Raw genomic sequence first — 20441 nt, forward strand, 5'->3', positions numbered from 1 at the left:
GTGAGGCCGGAGCGCCAAGCCGCTTCCACGAGTCCTCCACAGCGCCGCGCTCCCGCCAAAGCTACTCTTCGCTTCCCCCTCCGCATTTGCTATTGCAGCCTCCGGCAAGCACAAATCGAGGCAGGGAATGCTCACGGGTGAACTCCGTTCCAAGATCGACAACGTCTGGAACGCTTTCTGGGCCGGCGGTATCGCCAACCCGATCGAGGTGATCGAGCAGATCACTTATCTCCTCTTCATTCGCGGCCTCGACGACGTGCATACGCTCGAAGAGCGCAAGGCGACGCGCATGAACCGGCCGATCGAACGAAACATCTTCCCCAAGGGCAAGGACGGCATCGGTAAGGGCGGCGGCATCGCCTATGAGGAGATGCGCTGGTCGCGGCTGAAGAACAAGGATCCCGCGACGATGTTCGCCATCGTCTCCGAGCACGTCTTCCCGTTCCTGCGCAGCATGGCGGAAGAGGGCACCGCCCACGCCACTCACATGAAGGGCGCGCGCTTCACCATTCCGACCCCGGCGCTGCTCGCCAAGGTGGTCGATCTCCTCGCCGATATCCCGATGGAGGACCGCGACACCAAGGGCGACCTCTACGAATACATGCTCGGCAAGATCGCGAGCGCCGGGCAGAACGGCCAGTTCCGCACCCCCCGCCACATCATCGCGCTGATGGTCGAGATGACCGCACCGACCCCGAAAGATGTGATCTGCGATCCCGCCTGCGGCACCTGCGGCTTTCTGGTCGCGGCCGGAGAATATCTCCGCGACAATCACCCCAAGCTGTTTCACGACAAGGCAAGCCGGGACCATTTCAACGAGGAGATGTTCCACGGCTTCGATTTCGACGGCACCATGTTGCGCATCGGCTCAATGAACATGACGCTGCACGGCGTCGACGACCCCGACGTCCGCTACAAGGATTCGCTGTCGCAAGAGCATGCCGGCGACGAAGATCGCTACAGCCTCCTGCTCGCCAACCCGCCGTTTGCTGGCTCGCTCGATTATGAGACCACGGCGAAGGACCTGCTCGCGATCGTCAAGACAAAGAAGACCGAGCTTCTGTTCATGGCGCTGTTCCTCAAGCTGTTGAAGCCCGGCGGACGCGCGGCGGTGATCGTGCCGGACGGTGTACTGTTTGGCTCTTCGAATGCGCACAAGGCGATCCGCAAAATGGTGGTTGAGGACCACAAGCTCGACGGCATCGTGAAATTGCCATCGGGCGTATTCCGGCCGTATGCCGGTGTCTCCACGGCGATCGTGCTGTTCACCAAGACCAACTCCGGCGGCACCGATCACGTCTGGTTCTATGATTGTCAGGCTGATGGCTTCTCGCTCGATGACAAGCGAAATGCGCTGTTGCCGCCGGAGAAGATCGGCCCGAGGGCGGCGCTTGATGGCAAAGAGTACGGGAGGAACAATCTCCCTGACATCATTGTGCGGTGGAAGCAGCGTGCTGGGACGGAGCGCGATCGGCCGCGCACCGCGCAGAGCTTTTGTGTTCCCAAGGCTGAGATAGTCACGGCGGGATACGATCTTTCTATCAACCGCTACAAAGGGATTGTACGAACGGAATCCGAACATCGTTTGCCAAACGAGGTTATTGCGGAGCTGAAATCCTTGGAGAGGGAAATTGCAGATGATCTAGTTGCGTTGGAGCGGCTGCTGTGAACGAAGTGTACCTTGAAGAGATTGCAACTTTCGTCCAAGGCGGTAGACATGGTCGATCAGGCAAAAATTTCACACCCGATGGGTTTCCTGCCTACGGCGCGGGGGGTATGAACGGGCTCTTACCCGACCCCGAATTTGACCGGGATGGTATTGTGCTTTCCGCAATCGGCGCCCGCTGTGGGAAGTGCTTCTTGGCGGAAGGGCGCTGGTCAAGTCTGGCCAATACCCAGCTTATTTTTCCAGATTCCAAAAAAGCTGACACCAAGTTCTTGTGGTATCAATTGAATGACGAAAAGCGGTGGCCCCGTCGCGGATTGGCTCAGCCATTTATTCGACCGTCGGATGTGAAGTCGCATCGGGTTTTTTTGCCTGCCTTGCCGGAACAGCGGCGGATCGCTTCGATTCTCGACAAGGCTTATGCGCTTCGCGTCAAGCGCAAGCGCGCTGATAGCCTACTTAACGAATTGATTTCTGCACTAACTCAGAGTTGTCTCGTCAGGGACGCTGGACGTTATGTTGCACTTGGCGACGTCATTTCGGACGGCCCAACAAACGGACTCTACAAGCCTTCAAAAGACTACGGTGAGGGCGTCCCCATCTTGCGGATCGATAGTTTTTATGATGGCAGAATTATCGGAATTGAATCGCTCAAGCGCCTCCGGCTAACTGCAGCGGAGCTAGAACGATTTCAACTCCATCTGAGAGACATCGTTGTTAATAGGGTGAACAGCTTAGAATATTTGGGTAAGAGCGCGATAGTTCAGCGCCTCTTCGAGCCGACAGTGTTCGAATCGAACATGATGAGATTTTCGGTTGATTCATCAACACTTTTGCCAGAGGCGTGCATCGCGTTGCTGCAGACAATAGAAGTAAGAGAGCAAGTACTGAGCAAAGCGAAGAATGCTGTGAACCAATCGAGTATTAATCAAGGCGACGTGAAGTGCTTACGTATTCCATTGGTTAAAATGGAGCGACAGCAAAAATTTCTTAGTTGCATGAAGAAGATCGAGGTGATCTCGACGTTGATGGCTGAAGATGACGCAAGAGCAGCCGCACTATTCTTCTCCCTCCGACACCGTGCCTTCTCGGGGCAGCTCTGACGATGCATCGCGGCCATCTCGCCGCGCGACCAGACTTGCCGCCAATCCGGTCCTATATAGAAAGCTGATCCGATGAAGGACGAATACGATTTCTCGACCGCCGAGCGCGGCAAATTGTTCCGGAAAGGCGCGCGCCTCGTGCCGCCCGTCCATCTGGAGCCCGACGTTCTGGCCTATCTGTCCGACCTCGCCGTCACCCAGGGAACCTCGCTGAACGACCTCGTGAACACCCTCCTGAAGGAGGACATCGAGCGGATTGACGCTGCCAAGTAGCAATTTTGGTGGTATGTCCGGGCGCGCGCGGCCAGCCAGCGATCCCGTAGGGGTTGCATCCCACTCGCACGGATGGGACGATATCTCCCGCTATTGAGTCCTGTCGGACAGACCGGCGGGTGCAGGGGGAGCCAAATTGCCTCAGATTGTTGATCAGGTCGGTCCGGCCCGTGCGGCGGCGAAAGCTGCCTGAGCCGATCGATGTCGAATTTCACATTCCTCGCCACCGAATTCCCGGCCGTGCATGAGGCGGCGGTGGAAGCCGAGCGCCAGGCGGCGGTATCGCCGACCGCGGCGGCGTTCTTCGCAGGCAAGACGGTCGAGGTCGCCGTGAAATGGGCGTTCCGATCCGATCCCAATCTCAAGCTGCCCTATCAGGACAATATTTCCGCACTGCTGCATGAGCCGAGCTTCCGCCGCGCGGCGGGCGAGGCGGTGTTCGCCAAGGCGAAGTACATCAATACGCTCCGCAACCGTGCCGTCCATGAAGAGCGCCGCATCAGTTCCGGCGACGCCACGGGCGCGGTGAAGGAGCTGTTCCACGTCTGCTTCTGGTTTGCGCGCACCTACGCCAAGGTCAAGCCGGCGGATAGCCTCGTCTTCGATTCCTCTGCGCTCTCGCGCCGCGACGACGTCCTGAAGAAGGCGTTCGTCCAGCTCAAGACGCAGCAGGCGGAGCTCGATGCCAAGAACGGCGAGCTGACGAAGCTGCTGCTCGACAAGCAGAACCTCGATGAGGAACTGAAGAAGGTTCGCGCCGAGGTGGCCGCGGCCCGTAAGGCGGCGGAAGCAAAACCGGACCAGCACGACTACAACGAGGCCGAGACACGGGATCGCTATATCGACCTGTTGCTGCGCGAGGCGGGCTGGGCGCTCGACAAGCCTGACGACACCGAATTTCGCGTCGAGGGCATGCCGAACAACGAGGGTATCGGCTTCGTCGACTACGTGCTTTGGGGCGCGGACGGCAAGCCGCTCGGCCTGGTCGAAGCCAAGCGCACCCGCAAGGATGCCCGCGCGGGCCAGCAGCAGGCCAAGCTCTATGCCGACTGTTTGGAAGCGCGTTATGGCCAGCGGCCTGTGATCTTCTATTCCAACGGCTACGAGCACTGGATCTGGGACGACAGCAGCTCACCGCCGCGCCAGATCGGCGGCTTCTACAAGCAGGACGAGCTGGAGCTTCTGATCCAGCGCCGGGCGAACCGCAAATCGCTTGGTGCAGAGGCGATCAACGGGAAGATCGTCGAGCGGCCCTACCAGCACCGGGCCATCCGCTCCATCGCAAAACATTTCGAGGAGGACGGGGAGCGCAAGGCACTTCTCGTCATGGCGACCGGCTCCGGCAAGACACGCACCGTGATCGCACTGGTCGATCTCCTGATGCGCGCCGGCTGGGTCAAGCGTGTGCTGTTCCTTGCCGATCGTGTCGCACTGGTGAACCAGGCAGCCGGCGCCTTCAAGGCGCATCTGCCTGATTCCGCGCCTGTGAATCTCGTCACCGAGCGGACCAGCGAAGGCCGGGTTTTCATCTCGACCTATCCGACCATGATGGGCCTGATCGACGGCAAGCAGGAGGGCAAGGCCAAGTTCGGTCCTGGCCATTTCGATCTCATCGTCATCGATGAGGCCCATCGCTCGGTCTACCAGCGCTACCGCGCCATCTTCGAGTATTTCGACTCCTTTCTCGTCGGCCTCACAGCGACGCCGAAGGACGAGATCGATCGCAACACCTACTCGCTGTTCGATCTCGAAGACGGCATTCCGACCGACGCCTATTCGCTGGAGGAGGCGGTGGCCGAAGGCCATTTGGTGCCGCCCAAGACTATCTCCGTCCCATTGAAGATCGTCCGCTCGGGGCTCCGCTACGACGATCTCAGTCCTGAAGAAAAAGACCAGTGGGACATGCTGGAATGGGGCGAGGATGACGTTCCCGACACCATCGAAGCTGCCGAAGTCAACAAGCGTCTGTTCAATGAGGAGACGGTCGACCTCGTCATCGCCCACCTCATGCAGAACGGTTTGAAGGTTGAGGGCGGGGACCGGCTCGGCAAGACCATCATCTTCGCCAAGAACGAGGCGCACGCAAAGTTCATCGAGAAGCGCTTCAATTCCGCCTATCCGTCTCTGGCAGGCCATTTCGCCCGAGTGATCACCCACCAGACGGGCGCTTATGCCCAAACCTTGATCGACGATTTCTCGGCCAAGGCCAAGGCGCCGCACATCGCCATCTCCGTCGACATGCTCGATACCGGCATTGATGTGCCGGAAGTCGTCAATCTCCTCTTCTTCAAGCCGGTGCGCTCGAAGACAAAGTTCTGGCAGATGATCGGCCGCGGCACGCGGCTGTGTCCCGATCTGTTTGGTCCCGGACAGGACAAGGAGTTCTTCCGGGTGTTCGACTACTGCCAGAACATCGAGTTCTTCGGAGCCAATCCCGAATTGAAGGAAGCGAGCGCAGCGCGCTCGCTGTCCGAGCGGCTGTTCGCCGGACGGGTTGATCTGGTGCGGGCGCTGGACGAGAAGCACGCCAAGGCGGGCGGTTTCTCCGCGGGCGAACAGACCGCCTACGACTCGGGCGACGAGGCGCCGCCGAGCGAGCCGGACATTCGCGCGTCCGCCGCCAAGACGCTGCAAGACATCGTCGGCGGAATGAATGAGGAAAACTTCATCGTGCGTCAGCACCGCCGCTCCGTGGAGAAGTTCCGCGCGCCAGCGGCTTGGGAGGCGATCGACGAGGAGAAGCGAAAAGAGCTGGTCGACGAGGTCGCCCCGCTGCCTTCAAGTCACATGCTCGGCACCGAGGACGCCAAGCGCTTCGACCTCCTGATGTTCCAGCTCGAGCTGGCGCTGCTCAAGGGTTCAAAGCGCTTCGACACGCTGCGCAAGCAGCTTCTGGAAATCGCATCCGCTCTGGAGGAGCAGACCGCCATTCCAGCGATCGCGCAGCATGCCGAACTGATCGAGGACATTCAGACCGATCAGTGGTGGGAGGGCGTCACCGTGTCACTCCTTGAACTCGTGCGATTGCGCCTCCGCGATCTCATCCAGCACATCGAGAAGGGCAAGAAGGCGATTGTCTATTCGAATTTTGCCGACGAGATCGGCGAGGGTATCGAGCTGCAATTGCCGCAAGTTGGCGAGGCCGACTTTGCCCGCTTTAAAACCAAGGCCCGGCATTTCCTGCGGGCGCATCAGGACAATATCGTCCTGCACAAATTGCGACAGGGAAAGCCGCTGACCCCGTCCGATCTCGGCGAACTTGAGAAGATGCTGGTCGACGCCGGCATTGGCGAAGCCGGCGACATCGCGCGTGCGCGCGAGACGAGCCACGGCTTCGGCCGGTTCGTGCGCTCACTCGTCGGGCTTGATCGCGCATCCGTGAGCGAGGCATTCGGCGGCTTCATCGCCGCGAGCACAGCGACCGCGGCACAGATCGAGTTCATCAACATGGTGATCGAGCATTTGACCGATCAAGGCATCATGGACCCGTCGTTGCTGTATGAGCCGCCCTTTACCGGCATTGCGCCGACAGGACCCGAGCACCTCTTTGATGAAGCCAAGGTCGTCCGTCTCGTCAGCACGATACGCGAGATCAACGACAGCGCAGTGGCGTGAGCGAGGATGATGATCTTACGGTGCTCGCCAAGCCTGACCGCCCGATCATGCCATCCTGCCAGTGTTTTGCCCGACGTGTCAAAGGGCCTTTGCACGTCGGGCGGTTGTCATCCTCGTAACCCATTGATCCAACAGCCCCCGCCTACTGTGCATGGGGTTGTTTTCGATTTTTTTGTTGTCGATGGCCGTCATTGCCCGCGAAAGGGGGCAATCCAGTATTCCAGAGGCGGTCGGGTCTAATCGAGAGGCCGCGACGTACTGGATGCCCTGGTCAAGCCGGGGCATGACGGCGGAGCGATTAGCGCTCGGCTGCGCTACCCTCTCCGCCGTGCCGCCGACGCGTCCACCACGTTCTCCACCTGCTCGCGCCAGCTCAAAATCTCCATCGCCAGCACGGGATGGTTGAAGCCCTTGAGCACGAGGTCGTCGAGTGCGCGGGCTTCGACGAAAGCCTCGACCATGCCGTAGACGCGGCGGCTGACCACGACCTGGCCGGCCTTGGCTTCGTCGCACAGCCGCGAGGAGAGGTTGGTGACGCTGCCGATCGCGGCATATTCCAGCCGCTGCTCGAAGCCGATCTGGCCGAGCGTGGCATAGCCCATGGCGACGCCGACGCCGAAGCCGAGCGAATGGCCGCGGTTCTTCCACTTCTCCGTCAGCGCGCCGATGACGTCGCGCATCTCCACCGCCATCTTCACCGCACGCTTGGTATGGTCGGCGAATTGGATCGGCGCGTTGAACAGGATCATGACGCCGTCGCCGGCGAAGCGGTCGAGCGTGCCTTCATAGCGATGGATCAGCTCGCCGAGCGCCGCGTGATATTCGCGCAGCACGTTCATCGCCTCTTCCGGCTCGGTCGCCTCCGTGAACGAGGTGAAGCCGCGCAAATCGCAGAACACCACCGTGACCTCGCGGCGATGGCTGTCGAGCAGCGCGTCGTGGCCGTCGGAGGATGCGATCAGCTGCGCTACCTGCGGCGCGAGGAAACGTTCGAGCCGCTTGATACGGCCGATCTCGCCGAGCTGCTTTTCGACGCGCTCTTCCAGCGAGCGATTCCAGTTGCGCAGCTGCTCGGTCTGCTCCTGGAGCTTGGCCGCCTGCTGCTGCACGGTGGTGTGCGCGGCGGCGAGCTCGCGGCCCTTGTGGTCGACTTCGGTGAACAGCCGCGCATTGCGCATCGCCAGCACCGCCTGGTTGGCAAAGGTGCGCATCAGCCCGGTGAGACTGCCGGCGAACGCGCCGCTGGCGCGGCGCAGCACCACCAGCGAGCCGAGCGTGCCCTGCTGGTCGAGCAGCGGCACCACCAGCACCGAGTGGAAGCCGGCATTGACCGCGACCTCGCGCAGCGGCTGCTCGGTGGCATGATCGAGATCGGCGATCGCGATCGGCTCGCCGCTCATTGCGGCATCGCTCAGGATGCTGTCGCCCTCGCCGATCGTGACATGCGCGCCCTCGGCCGATTTGTCGATGCCGTCGGCCTGGACCAGGTTGAAGCGGCGCGTCTCGGCGTCATAGCCGTAGATCAGCACCGCGTCGGCATGGCTGATCTCGAGCGCGCGGGCGGCAATCGTCGGCAGCACCGCATTGAGATCGAGCGAAGCGGCGACCGCGCGGCCGACCTCTTCGAGCACCTTGAGCTCGTTGATCGACTGCGCGAGATCGCGGGTGCGTTCCTCGACCTTGCTCTCCAGGTCCGAATAGGTTTCCTGCAGCTGGCCGGCCATGCGGTTGAACTGGTCGGCGAGCTCTTCCAGCTCGTCGGCGGTGTGCACGTCGATGCGATGGCTGAAATCGCCCGCGCCGAGCTTGTGCGCACCGTCGCGCAGCGCCGTGATCGGGATGATCATGCGGCGCGCCAGCAGCGTGCCGGCGAGGATCGCGACCATCAGGCCGATGCCGATCAGCAGTGCGACGCGCACGAGCTGGTCGCGGATCGGCGTCAGCGCCTGCAGGGTCGGCTGCTCGAACAGCACGCTCCAGCCGAGCTTTGGCACGGTGCTCGCGGCTGACAGCACCGCATGGCCGTTGAAGTCGGTGCCTGTGGTGTCGGGCTCGCGGCCGGGTGCAATCGCAGCCGCGACCTGCGGCAGCTTCGACAAGTCCTTCCCGACATCGGGCCCCTTCGACGACGTGGCGATCACGCGGCCGCGCGCATCGACGACATAGGCGAAGGCCACCTTCCCGACCTGGGCATCGGTGAGGTAGTCGGCGAGGAAATCGAGATCGATCTCGGCCACGGTGACGCCGGCCTTGAAGCCGGAATGCGCCACCGAGATCGACATCCCCGGCTTTTGGTCGACGAAGCTGACCGGCGAGTAGCTCACGCCGCGCGCGACCGTATCGGTGAAGCGCATGTCGCGCGAGAGGTCGGCATTGCCGCCTGTCGTGGTCGACTGGCGCGAGACGCGCAGCACCTCGCGGCCGTCGCCGTTGAGTTGATACAATTGCGAGACGACAGCGACTTGCTGCAGCAGCTGGACGTAGTCGGCGCGGCGCTTCTCGATCGTGTCCCGGCTTGCCGTCGTCACCCAGCTGATCTGGCGCTCGAGCTCGGAGACCGACTGCTCGATACGCCGGGCGGCGGCCTGCGCCTTGTCCTCGAGGGCGTCGGTCAGCGACGTCTTGGTGGCACGGTAGGAGATCCACGTCTCCATCGCGCCGTTGACGGCGAGCACGAACACGACGAGGCCGACGAGGGAGATGACGTATTTGGCGAAGAGGCCCTCGCGCAGAAACCGGCTTTTGTCTTTCGCTCCTGCCATCCGGATCCTCTCGCGCCGCCAGCCATGCCGGCGCTACGGGCCGCACGGGCCCTCGGAGCTTTCTATCACAATTCAGGCCGAGGGACTGCCAGGCGACGGGCGCAGGACCGGTGAGCGACCGGCGTGGTTACCCGCGCGAGGGTCCGCGAACTACCGGTTAAACAGCTGCCGCATCACGTCATTCATCGGCTGGCTGTCCTGCTGCGGTGGGGGCGGGTCGTCCGGGGGCGCGGGCGACGCCTGCGGCGTTGTCGGCGTTGCGGGCAGGCTGCGGCTTCGCCCGGTGCCTGTCGCGGCACCGTTCGAGAGCCCCTGCTGGATCAGATTGCCGATGGCTTCCCCGAGCTGGCCGCCGAGCAGATTGTTCTGCCCCGGCGGCTGGGCCTGCGGATTGGCGCTGCCGGCGGCGTTGCCGCCACTGGGCGCGGCGCCGCCGGTCCCAGGATTGCCGCCAGGATTACCACCAAGGTTACCACCGAGGTTACCACCGAGGTTACCGAGGCTGCCCAGAAGATTGCCGAGCCCGCCGCCATCGGGGCCGAACAGGCCTTTGCCCATCTCGCGCAGCTTGGCATAGGCGGCATCCGGATTATCCAGCATGCCCGCCATGTCCGGAAAGATCCGCGGCTGCGACCACGGGCCCTGGATCATCACGGGGATGCCGAAGCCGACCGGCTCGGAGGCGCGGCCCTGGCCTTCGGTCGTCATGACGAGCTTCGGCTCGACGCGAAAGCCCATCATCTTGGTGTCGAGCGCGATGGTGCCGGCGCCGGTGACGCGCACCAGCGGTCCGACCAGGTTGAGATCGGTGGTCACCGCCTGGCCCTTGTCGATGCGGAAGGAGGCGGAGAGCTGCGACAGGTCGGTGCTCTCTGCGTCGCCGACGTTCTGGTTGTCCTGCCAGCCGGACAGCGTGCCCGAGGTCAGCGAGCGGATCATCTGCGCGACATTGATGCCGCGGATGGCGCCGTCCTGGAAACTGACGAAGGCCGTGCCTTGCATGTTGGCCATCAGCGCGCGCTGACTGGCGCCGGCGCTGCGCAGCGCGAGCTTGGCCTGCAGCTTGCCGTCGATGCGGTCGAATTCGGCGAGGCCTTGCAGCAGCGGCAGCGCACGGACGCCGACCAGGTCGGAATGCATCGCAAAGCTCGGCGCGCCGCTGGTCGCATCCAGGATCACCTCGCCCGAGACCTGGCCGCCATAGGCGCCGAGATTGGCAGTGCCTGCCTTCAAGATGCCGCCGGCGAGTTTTGCATCGAGCGCCAGCGGCGCAAGGCGCGCCTCGCCGATCACGGCCTCGTTCGCCGAGATCCGGATTTGCGCGTCGACATAGTTGAGGCCGGAGACGTCGATCGGCGCGTCGCTCCAGGGCTGCCCGGAGCCGCCGTCGCGCGATTTCGCCAGCGGAATCGCGAGCCGCTGGAAATCGAGATCGACTTTCACCAGCGGCTTGCTCGCGATGTCGACCGAAGCCCAGCCGTTGAACGCGTCGTCGCCGAGCGTGCCGTTGACGCCGTTGATCATCACGACCCCGCTATTGAGGCGCAGCTCGGCATGGCCCGAGAGCCGCGACGTCAGCACGTCGGGCATGTCGATGGCGAAATCCACCGGGATGGTCTGCCGCTCGATCGGCGGCGCCGGCGCGGCCGCCTTGATGTCGAATTTGGTCGGGTGCTCGCCGACCCGCGCCGTGCCGGTCACATTGATTTTGCGGTCGCGGCCCAGCACGGCGTCGGCATTGATGGCGCTGACATGGCTTTCGATGCGGTCGCGCACGCGCGCGAATGCGACTTCGCCGTCCGTGATCTTGATGCGGTCGATGCTCGCGCCATCCATGTCGAGCGCGAGCGGCTTCGGCGATGCATCGGCGTTCGGCAGGCGCTCGCGCAGCAGCGGCTGGTAGAGCACAGGGTGGCTGACGATGATCTCGCTGATGTTCGGGCGGCCCGACCACAGGCTGGACAGCGACATGTCGACCTGGACGCGATCGATCGTCAGGCGGGTGATGCCGCTGCGGTCCCTGGGGTCGGCAAGCGCGAGGTCGTTCAGCGTGACGTTCAGCGTCGGCCACAGGCTGATTTTCGTCGTGCCGTCGACCGACAGGCGATAGCCTGTGGCGCTGTCGACGCGCGAGGCAATGGTCGCGGTCAGGAAGCCCGAGGGGATCCCGACCACCAGCAGAAGCGCGATCACGATGATGACGGCGGCCAATGCCGCGCCGGCGAACTTGACTGCTCTCATGTCGATTTTCCAACGACGGACGAGCGATGCCGAACCCGGCAGCTACCCGTCCCTTGTATCCGACCTTGACGCCTGAGTTTATCCCGGGACGGGAAGCCGCTCCAAGCGCACAAAAATAGTCCCGGGGAGCTGTAAAGTTATGTGACTTGTGACACACTTCTCCGGCGCGGTTTTACGCGATTCTGAAGTTGATGCTTCCAAGCGATTTGCCAAGGACATTCACAAGGACTTTGAAATGAGCAAGCAGGCCGAATTTGCGGTCATTCTGAAGATGAATGCGATGTTCGCTGATCTCGGCACCGACGAGCTCCAGCGGCTGTCCAATCTGTGCCACACCCAGCATCTGGGGAACGGCGAGGTGCTGTTCCAGAAGGGCGATCCCGGCGATGCGCTGTTTGGCGTGCGGCGCGGACAGGTCCGGATCGAGACCGGTGCCTCCGACGGCAGCCGGCTGACGCTGAACTTCATGGGTCCGGGCGATCTGTTCGGCGAAGTCGCGGTGCTGGATGGGCAGAGCCGCACCGCGGATGCGACCGCAGGCGAGGTCAGCGAATTGTTCGTGCTGCGGCGCGAAGACTTCCTGGCCTTCCTCGAGCGCGAGCCGAAGGTCGCGATCAAGATCATCGGGCTGCTGTGCCAGCGCATCCGCTGGCAGAGCGAGCGGATGGAAGAGTCTATGTTGCAGCCGCTGCCGGTGCGGCTGGCGCGGCGGCTCTGCGCGCTCGCCGCCGATTTCGGCTCCGAGGTGCACATCTCGCAGGAGCAGCTCGGCGTCTTCGTCGGCGCCGCCCGCGAGAGCGTCAACCGCCAGCTTCAGGCCTGGCGCAAGGAGGCGATCCTGGATCTGCAGCGCGGGCGGATTTTGCTCAGGAACATGACCAAGCTGACGGCGATTGCGCGGAACGAGTAGGGGACGCAGCCCGTCTGTTTCGCTACGCTCATAGCGAGTAGCTCGTCAGAAGCCTCGCTGACATTGGTGCCGCGACTACTCCGCGGCCGGGTGCACGACGCGCTTCGGCACCGGTCCCGTTTCCGCAGGCGTCGCGCCGGTGGGCGCAGCGGCGTGATGATCACCGGTCTCCGCGTCCTCGCTGTGCACGATCAGGCGCTTGCCGAAGCGCCAGATCAGGGCGCCGAGGTCGTCCATCACCATGAACATCGCGGGCACGAACACCAGCGACAGGATGGTCGAGAAGATCAGGCCGCCGATCACCGCGAGCGCCATCGGCGAGCGGAACTCGCCGCCGGCGCCGACCGCGAGCGCGCTCGGCATCATGCCGGCGGCCATCGCGATCGTGGTCATCACGATCGGGCGGGCGCGCTTCATGCCGGCGTCGATCATCGCCTCGTCGCGCGCCTTGCCGGCATGGATCGCCTCGATCGCGAATTCCACCAGCATGATCGCGTTCTTGGTGACGATGCCCATCAGCATCAGGATGCCGATCCACACCGGCGTCGTGAGCTGCTTGCCGGTGACGAGCAGGGCCGCGATCGCGCCGCCGATCGAGAGCGGCAGCGAGAACAGGATGGTGATCGGTTGCAGGAAGGTGCCGAACAGCAGCACCAGCACCGCATAGACCATCATCAGGCCCGCGGTGATCGCGGTGGCAAAACCATCGGACAGTTCGTTGAGGCTTTCGGCATCGCCGGAGGGGGAGACCTTCACGCCCTTCGGCAGGCTCTTCATGACCGGAAGATCGTAGATCTTCTTGGTGGCATCGCCGAGCGCCGCGGCACCGACGAGATCGGCGGCGACGGTCGCCTGCCGTTCGCGATCGTAGCGGTTGATGCTGGTCGGACCCTGGTCGAGCTTGACGTCGGCAATGACCGAGAGCGGCACGCCGCCCTTCTCGCCGTGCTCGCCGAGCGGCACGCGCAACTGCTCCAGCGTCTTCAGATTACCGCGCGCGGCATCTTCGAGCTGTACGCGGATCGGCACCAGGCGATCGCCGACGTCGAATTTGGCGAGCGCCGGGCCGACATCGCCGATGGTCGCGACGCGGATGGTCTGGGACAGGCTTTCGGTCGAGACGCCGAGGCGCGCGGCGAGATCGGCGCGCGGCTCGATGCGCAGTTCGGGCCGCTCCAGCGAGGTTTCCGAGATCACGTCGGAGATGGTCGGAATTCGCTTCATCTGCGTTGCAAGTTCGCTGGCGACGTTGTTGACGATGTTGGCGTCGACGCCGGTGACGACTAGCGAGATCGCGCGCAAGCCGTTCTCGTCGAGGAACCAGAACCGGATGTCGGGGATGTTCTCCAGCTCCTGGCTGATCGAGAATTCGAGCTCGCGCTGGGTGATGTCGCGGTCGGTCTTGGGCGTGTAGTTGATGATCAGGGCGGCGCGGCGAACTTCCTGCGTCCCGGGCGGGACGCGGCCGCCATCCACGAAGATGCTCTTCACTTCGGAGCGCTTGCGCAGGCGAGCAACGATGTCTTCCGTGACCTTCTCGGTATAGGACAGCTGCGTGCCCGGCGGCAGCTCGATCGCGAGCAGTGAGCGGGCGCTGTCCTGCGCGGGCAGGAAGCCCTGCGGCAGCAGCGTAATGCTCCAGATCGAGGCGGCGAAAATCCCGAAGCCGATCAGGACGGTGATGAAATAGTGCCTCACCGACCAGGTTACGACCTTATGATAGCCGCGCAGCACCCGGCCCGGCGGCGGCTCCTCGTGATTGCCATGCTTGAGAAAGTAGGCCGCCAGCATCGGCGTGACGAAGCGCGCCGCCAGCAACGAGAAAAACACCTGCACCGACACGGTGATGCCGAATTGCTTGAAGAACTGTCCGGCAATGCCTGACATGAAGCTCGCCGGCGCGAAGATCGCGATGATCGTGAGCGAGATCGCGATGACGGCGAGGCCGATCTCGTCGGCGGCCTCCAGTGCGGCGCGGTAGGGCGATTTGCCCATGTTCATGTGCCGTACGATGTTCTCGATCTCGACGATCGCGTCGTCGACCAGGATGCCGGTCGAGAGCGTGATGGCGAGGAAGCTGACGAGATTGAGCGAGAAGCCGAGGATGTCCATCGCCCAGAACGCCGGGAAGATCGACAGCGGCAGCGAGATCGCGGCGATGATGGTGGCGCGCAGATCGCGCAGGAACAACAGCACGATCACGACCGCAAGGATCGCGCCTTCGAACAAGGTCGAGATCGCCGCTTCGTAATTGCCCTTGGTATATTCGACCGAGGTGTCGATCAGTTTCAGGTCGACGTCGGGATAGGCCGCCTTCAGCGCGTCGATGCGCTTCTGCACGGCGGCGGCGACCACCACGTCGCTGGCGCCCTTGGAGCGTTTGATGCCGAGTGCGACGACCGGCTCACCGTTGAAGCGGGCGAAGGTGCGGCGGTCGGCAATGGTGTCGGTGACGGTGCCGAGATCGTCGAGCCGGACCTCGCCGCCGCCGAACAGCGGGATCATGGTGCCGGCGAGGTCGCTCAGCGTCTTGGCGCCCGCCAGCGTGCGGATCGCCTGGTCGTTCTTGCCGATTTCGGCGCGGCCGCCGGCGACGTCGACATTGGTGCCGCGCAGGCTCTGGCTGACATTGACCGCGGTCAGTCCCATCGCCTGAAGTCGGTCGGGATCGAGCGAGACCAGGATCTCGCGCTCGACACCGCCGATGCGCTCGACCTGGGCGACGCCGCGCACGCCCTGCAGCGCGCGCTTGACCACGTCGTCGACGAAATAGGAGAGCTGCTCCGGCGTCTTGCCGGGCGAGATCGCGGCATAGGTGACGATCGGCAGGCCGATCACGTCGACGCGCTGGATCAGCGGTTCGGTGACGTTCTGCGGCAGATTGGAGCGCACGCGCGTCACCGCGTCCTTGACGTCGTTGAGCGCGCGGTCGGTGTTGGTCTCGAGCGCGAACTGGATGGTGGTGACCGATAGTCCGTCGGTGATCGACGAGGTGATGTGCCGCACGCCCTCGACGCCGGAGACCGCGTCTTCAACGGTCTTGGTGACCTGGGACTCCAGCTCGGTCGGCGCCGCGCCGAATTGCGACACCGCGACCGAAATCACGGGGATGTCGGCCGAGGGCAGCCGCGTCACCGCGAGCTTGGTGAAGGAGACCCAGCCGAGGATCAGCAGGATGATCGAAAACACCACCGACGGCAGCGGATTGCGGATCGACCATGCCGAGATATTGAGAGCCATCAGCGTACCCGCGTGCGATCGAGTTCATCGGCGAACATGGTCTTGATCTGGTCGCCGTCATGGAGCGAAGAACCGGCATCGGCCACGACGATTTCGCCGACGTCGAGCCCTTCCAGGATTTCCGTTTGGCTGTCGGACGTCAGTCCGACCCGCACCTTGCGCGTCTCGATCGTGTTGTTCTTGACGACCTGAACCGTGAGATGGTCGATCGCGGTCTTCGGCACCGCGACGCCGCAGCTTCGCTTGGCGTCGATCGAGGCGCGGGCGAACGTCCCGATCTTCAGCGACGGATTGTTGGTGACGCTGATGCGGACGTGGCCGAGCTGCGTGGCGCGGTCGATCTCCGGTGCAACCAGGCGGACCCGGCCGATCAGGTCGGCGGCGTCATCCCTGCTGATCCGCACCGTCGCGCCGGGGCTGAGCTTCGGCATATGCACGGCCGGAACCTGTGCGTCGAGCTCGATCTCGCCGCTGACGGCAATGCGGAACATCGGCCCGGCCTGCGGCGAGGCCGGCGCGCCGACGATGGTCCGGACCTCGGTGACGAGGCCAGGGGCCGGCGCCTTCAGCGAGATCGGTCCTTGCGGACCTTGCCGTTGCGGCTGGCCCGGCATCTGCGGCGGCGCCGTCAGCCGCGCCAGCTCCTGATTGTCGGTGACGACCGCGCCTTCGGTGACGAAGAGGTCGGTGACCTTCGATCCTTCCTGGTCGGCGATGACCACCGCCTCGCGCCGCGGCACGAAGAAGCCGGTCACACGTACGAGGTCGGAAAAGCAGGCATTGGTGGATTTCGTCACGATGACGAGCGCCTCGCCCGGCGTGTCCTTTGCCTCCGGGCGATGCCGGTGCTCGAACCAGTAATAGCCGATTCCGAGCGCGACGATGAAGAGCACGGTTCCGGCAGGCTTGAGATATTCGGTGACGTTCATCGCCGGATCATCCTGGCCTGGCTCGTGGTTGCTGGGGGCGTTTCCCTGAAACCAAGCGGCGTCCCGCAAGGCTGCAGGACGCGCTTTGGAAGCAAGACTTTACACCACATCACGACTTGTCACTTCAACGGATTAAGTCGTGGTCACTTCGATGCGGTGGTCTTGTTTTCCATATTGACGACCTGCACGCGACGGTTCACCTCCGCCATCGGCTGGCTCGGGTCCTTCAGCTTGCTCTTGCCGTAGCCCACGGTGACGAGGTCGGGGGCGGCGATGCCGTATTTGTCGACGAGATAGCGCTTGATCGAATCCGCGCGACGCTCGGACAGTTCCTGGTTGTAGGCCTCGCCGCCGGCGGCGTCGGTGTGGCCGGCGACCACGAAGGTCGAGCCCTTCAGGTCGGGGCTGGTCAGCGCGCGGCCGAGCGCCTGCACGGAGGGCAGCGACTTGGTGCTGATATCGGCCGAGTTGTAGTCGAAGGTGATTTCGAGATCGATATTGGGCTTGTCCTTGGCGGCCGACGCGATCTCCTCGCGCTCGGTCGACGACAGCGAGCGCGTTGCACGGCCGCGGATGGTCTGGAGCAGCTTGGCGTCTGCCGCGCTCGGCGCCGGATCGGTTTGCGGGCCGATCGAGAGGCCGCGGGTCAAGGGCTTCTTCGGCGGCGGCGCCAAGGCGCGGACGATCTCGTCCTCGGTGACGTTCTTGCTGTTGCCGTCGTCGCCTGCGCGCGCGGGCGAGACCGGCAGCGACAGCGCGGCGCCGATGGTGATGATGGACAGGATTGCGGTCAGTCCCTTTGCAGCCAATCTCATTGCCAGTCCCTCCTGCGCAGCCCGCGCCGATCCAAATTCCTGTAGCAGTCCGCCGGCAAGGCCGCTCGCGGCATCCGTTGAATTAGTCTTCGCCGGGCCGTCGGGGGTTCGAGATGCGTCCGGCCTCAAATCAAAAAAATATCAACGCACTCCGTAGCTTGCGAATTCCTGAACGATGTTCGGGTCCATCGCCTTGGCATTGGCGATGTCGAGCGCCCCTTCCTGGGCCGAGCCGTTGCGCTGCTTGGCGATCCCCCGCCCATAGAGCGAGGAGGTCAGGCGCGGGTTGATCTTCAGCGCGGCGTCGAAATCGGCGATGGCGTTCTTGGCCGCTCCGGATTTCAGGTTGACGAGCCCGCGGCTGTCCAGCGCATCGACGAAATTGGGCCGCAGCCGCAGCGCCTCGTTGCAATCCTTCAGCGCACCCTGGAGGTCTCCGACCACGGTGCGGGTCCAGCAGCGGTTGTTCAGGGCTTCGACGTCCTTCGAATTGATCCGCAGCGTGTCGTCAAAATCCTTGATGGCGAGGCCGAAAGCGCCCTTGCTGGCATAGACCTGGCCGCGCCGGTACAGCGCATTCACGTCGTCCGGATTGGCGGCGATCTTCGCCGTCAGGCTCTTGATGGTGGGGTCCTCGGCCAGCATGGCCTGACTCGGACCGCTCTCCGTGGTCGGCGCGGTTGCTATATCGGCCGGTTTGACCGGCGGGGGCGGCGGCGGCAAAGCGGCCTCGATCTGCGGCTTCGGCGATGGTGCTGGCGGCGCGGGAGGCGCCGGCGGTGGATTGTTTGCAACGACCGGTGCCGGAGGTGGGGCGGGCGGAGTCGCGTTGTTCGCGACTGCGGGAGCCGGCGGCGCAGGAGGGGCCGGTGGCTGCGCCGTCGCTGTCGGACGCGATCCGCCGGCGCCGGGAATGAACGAGAAATCTTCGGCCAGCGAGGAGGATATCCACGGCACCTGCTCGCCGCGCGAGGCGCGGGTGACACCCATTTTGGTGCGGTTCAGCGTTTCCTCTGCCATCAGGTCGGGGACGCGGATTTCCTTCAGCAGCTCCTGGACGAACAGGCTGTGGTCGCCGCCGGCGTCCGAGACCACCGAGGCCAGCGCGGCCGAATACATCACCAGCGTGCCGTTTGGCGCGATCACCGGTGTCAATCCGGCCGAGAAGCTGCGGAACCGACGCTCGAACGGGTTGCGCCTGGAGGCATCGATCAGCGCGATCTTGACCCCGGCGCCGCGGGTATTGAGCTCGCCGAGGATGGTCTCGATGCTGAAGCCGTCGCGGCGGACGTCGGATTCGGTCCAGATCTGGGCATCGACCGGGATCATGAAGCTCTGGCGTGCCGACTGGATGCCGAAGCCGCTGTAGAACAGCAGCGCGACGGAGCCCGGCTTGATCTTGCTGTAGAGCTTGTCGAACGCGCGGCGCATGCCGTCGGCGGTCAGGTTCTCGCCGACCTCCACGGAAAAGCCGTCGCGCTTGAGCTCGTCGGCGACGTCGCGCGCGTCGTTGATCGGTTCCTTCAGCGGGGCGTCCGCGTCCGGATATTTGGCATTGCCGATGACCAGCGCAAAGCGGTCGCCGGCCGCCAGCGATGGCGCGGTCGGGATCAGCGATGCAAGCAATGGCAGAAAAAGAAGGAAGCGAATTTTCATAATGAGCGCGGTCCAGCCAAAAAGGCGCCGTGTCCAGCTTGCGCCGCGGCGACCTTAACTTACGCAAGGGGCATTATCAAACCGGGGAGAGGGGGCGTCAACTGCTTGGAGATTCGGCATTATCGCGACAATTGACCGCGCCGCACGGGCGAGCTGCGAGGGGAATAATTCGGATGTCACGGCTCTGCTCGATGCATTCGGGTGCTGGGGTCTGGCGGCCATGCTAGGCCGGCACTGACGACGAAAATGTGATTGGTCTCACATTGCGGACCCGCGTCGGCCGCAACCCGCAATGTTTGACCTTTGCGGCCGACGATGGCTTGGTGCGCGGGATCGTTTCGCAGTCCTCCTCAGATAAAAGCAAAAACCATGGGAAACGCCTACGAAATCTATGCGCTGCGCTATGCGACGATGTCGCCGCGCACCCCCGGCATGAATTTTCTGGCTCCGGATCCGCATGACAGCGCGGCGCAGGACCTCGACTATTTCGTGTGGCTGATCCGCGGCGGCGGCCGCGATATTCTGGTCGATACCGGCTTCAACGCCGAGGAGGCGAGCTTGCGCGCGCGCAAGCTGACGCTCAACCCGGTCGATGCGCTGGAGCGCTTCGGCGTGGCGGCGTCGAGCATTCGCGACATCATCGTGACACATCTGCATTACGACCATGCCGGCAATCTCGATCGTTTCCCGAACGCGCGCTTTCATCTCCAGGAGCGCGAGATGGCTTACGCGACCGGGCGCTGCATGTGCAACGGACTGCTGCGACATCCGTTCTCGGTCGAGCACGTCACGCAGATGGTGCGTCATGTCTATGGCGAGCGCGTCAATTTCTATTCGGGCGATGGCGAAGTCGCGCCCGGCGTCACCGTGCATCGCGTCGGGGGTCATTCCGACGGCTTGCAGGTCGTCAAGGTTGAAACCGTGCGCGGTCCGGTGGTGCTCGCCTCCGACGCCGCGCATTACTACGCCAATCTCCAGCGTCGCAGCCCTTTTCCGATCGTCTACAACGTCGGCGACATGGCGCAGGGCTGGGAGACGATCGAGCGCCTCGCCGGTCATCCCGACCGGTTCATCCCCGGCCACGACCCGATCGTGACGGAGATCTATCCGCGGGCCAGCGACAAGGTCGATGCCTGGGCACTGCATCTGCCGCCGTCGAGGTCGTTTGCGAAGTGACGGCATAGCCGTCATTCCGGGGCGCCGCACCACGGCGAGCCCGGAATCCATCGTG

12 protein-coding genes are annotated in these 20441 nt (G+C 63.7%); 6 read left to right on the forward strand and 6 right to left on the reverse strand.

All coding sequences use genetic code 11. From position 1 onward, the window contains the following. Window positions 1-127 precede the first annotated feature (127 nt). The 4 genes from AC0L2O_RS33260 to AC0L2O_RS33275 all read left to right on the forward strand — a co-directional run bounded on the left by AC0L2O_RS33260 (window position 128) and on the right by AC0L2O_RS33275 (window position 6657). On the forward strand, window positions 128-1669 hold the full coding sequence (locus AC0L2O_RS33260) for a type I restriction-modification system subunit M (protein WP_473372719.1): 1542 nt from the start codon (window positions 128-130) through the stop codon (window positions 1667-1669). Then, complete coding sequence (locus AC0L2O_RS33265; RefSeq protein WP_473372720.1) at window positions 1666-2769, forward strand: restriction endonuclease subunit S; 1104 nt, start codon at window positions 1666-1668, stop codon at window positions 2767-2769. The genes AC0L2O_RS33260 and AC0L2O_RS33265 overlap by 4 nt, the downstream gene beginning before the upstream one ends. A 72-nt stretch (window positions 2770-2841) precedes the next feature. Further along, window positions 2842-3042 (forward strand): hypothetical protein, encoded by a 201-nt coding sequence (locus AC0L2O_RS33270; protein WP_473372721.1) that lies wholly within the window; start codon window positions 2842-2844, stop codon window positions 3040-3042. A 201-nt stretch (window positions 3043-3243) separates the two neighbouring features. Next, window positions 3244-6657 carry a DEAD/DEAH box helicase family protein gene (locus AC0L2O_RS33275; RefSeq protein ID WP_473372722.1) on the forward strand — a complete coding sequence of 1138 codons (3414 nt, stop codon included), beginning with the start codon at window positions 3244-3246 and terminating at the stop codon, window positions 6655-6657. A gap of 314 nt (window positions 6658-6971) precedes the next feature. Here AC0L2O_RS33275 and AC0L2O_RS33280 read toward each other — a convergent pair whose 3' ends face one another. Together AC0L2O_RS33280 and AC0L2O_RS33285 are read right to left on the reverse strand one after the other, a co-directional pair. After that, complete coding sequence (locus AC0L2O_RS33280) at window positions 6972-9419, reverse strand: adenylate/guanylate cyclase domain-containing protein (protein WP_473372723.1); 2448 nt, start codon at window positions 9417-9419, stop codon at window positions 6972-6974. Between the two features lie 150 nt (window positions 9420-9569). Continuing rightward, on the reverse strand, window positions 9570-11660 hold the full coding sequence (locus tag AC0L2O_RS33285; RefSeq protein WP_473372724.1) for an AsmA family protein: 2091 nt from the start codon (window positions 11658-11660) through the stop codon (window positions 9570-9572). A 235-nt stretch (window positions 11661-11895) separates the two neighbouring features. Here AC0L2O_RS33285 and AC0L2O_RS33290 point away from each other — a divergent pair, with 235 nt between their 5' ends. Further along, entirely contained in the window at window positions 11896-12570 is a 675-nt protein-coding gene (locus AC0L2O_RS33290; RefSeq protein WP_369719882.1) for a Crp/Fnr family transcriptional regulator, read from the forward strand. A 75-nt stretch (window positions 12571-12645) separates the two neighbouring features. Here the strand turns inward: AC0L2O_RS33290 and AC0L2O_RS33295 are convergent, their stop codons facing one another. The 4 genes from AC0L2O_RS33295 to AC0L2O_RS33310 all read right to left on the reverse strand — a co-directional run bounded on the left by AC0L2O_RS33295 (window position 12646) and on the right by AC0L2O_RS33310 (window position 19210). Continuing rightward, the gene (locus tag AC0L2O_RS33295; RefSeq protein WP_473372725.1) at window positions 12646-15810 is read right to left on the reverse strand and encodes an efflux RND transporter permease subunit; all 3165 of its coding nucleotides are present in this window, start codon (window positions 15808-15810) and stop codon (window positions 12646-12648) included. After that, window positions 15810-16739 carry an efflux RND transporter periplasmic adaptor subunit gene (locus AC0L2O_RS33300; protein WP_409191109.1) on the reverse strand — a complete coding sequence of 310 codons (930 nt, stop codon included), beginning with the start codon at window positions 16737-16739 and terminating at the stop codon, window positions 15810-15812. The genes AC0L2O_RS33295 and AC0L2O_RS33300 overlap by 1 nt, the downstream gene beginning before the upstream one ends. A gap of 143 nt (window positions 16740-16882) precedes the next feature. Then, complete coding sequence (locus tag AC0L2O_RS33305) at window positions 16883-17554, reverse strand: OmpA family protein (RefSeq protein WP_473372726.1); 672 nt, start codon at window positions 17552-17554, stop codon at window positions 16883-16885. 141 nt (window positions 17555-17695) lie between these two features. Further along, window positions 17696-19210: a caspase family protein gene (locus AC0L2O_RS33310; RefSeq protein ID WP_473372727.1), complete on the reverse strand. Its 1515-nt coding sequence runs from the start codon at window positions 19208-19210 to the stop codon at window positions 17696-17698. A 369-nt stretch (window positions 19211-19579) separates the two neighbouring features. Here AC0L2O_RS33310 and AC0L2O_RS33315 point away from each other — a divergent pair, with 369 nt between their 5' ends. Continuing rightward, entirely contained in the window at window positions 19580-20386 is an 807-nt protein-coding gene (locus AC0L2O_RS33315; protein ID WP_473372728.1) for an N-acyl homoserine lactonase family protein, read from the forward strand. Window positions 20387-20441 lie beyond the last annotated feature (55 nt).

Source organism: Bradyrhizobium sp. Kon10 (genome assembly GCF_055807395.1).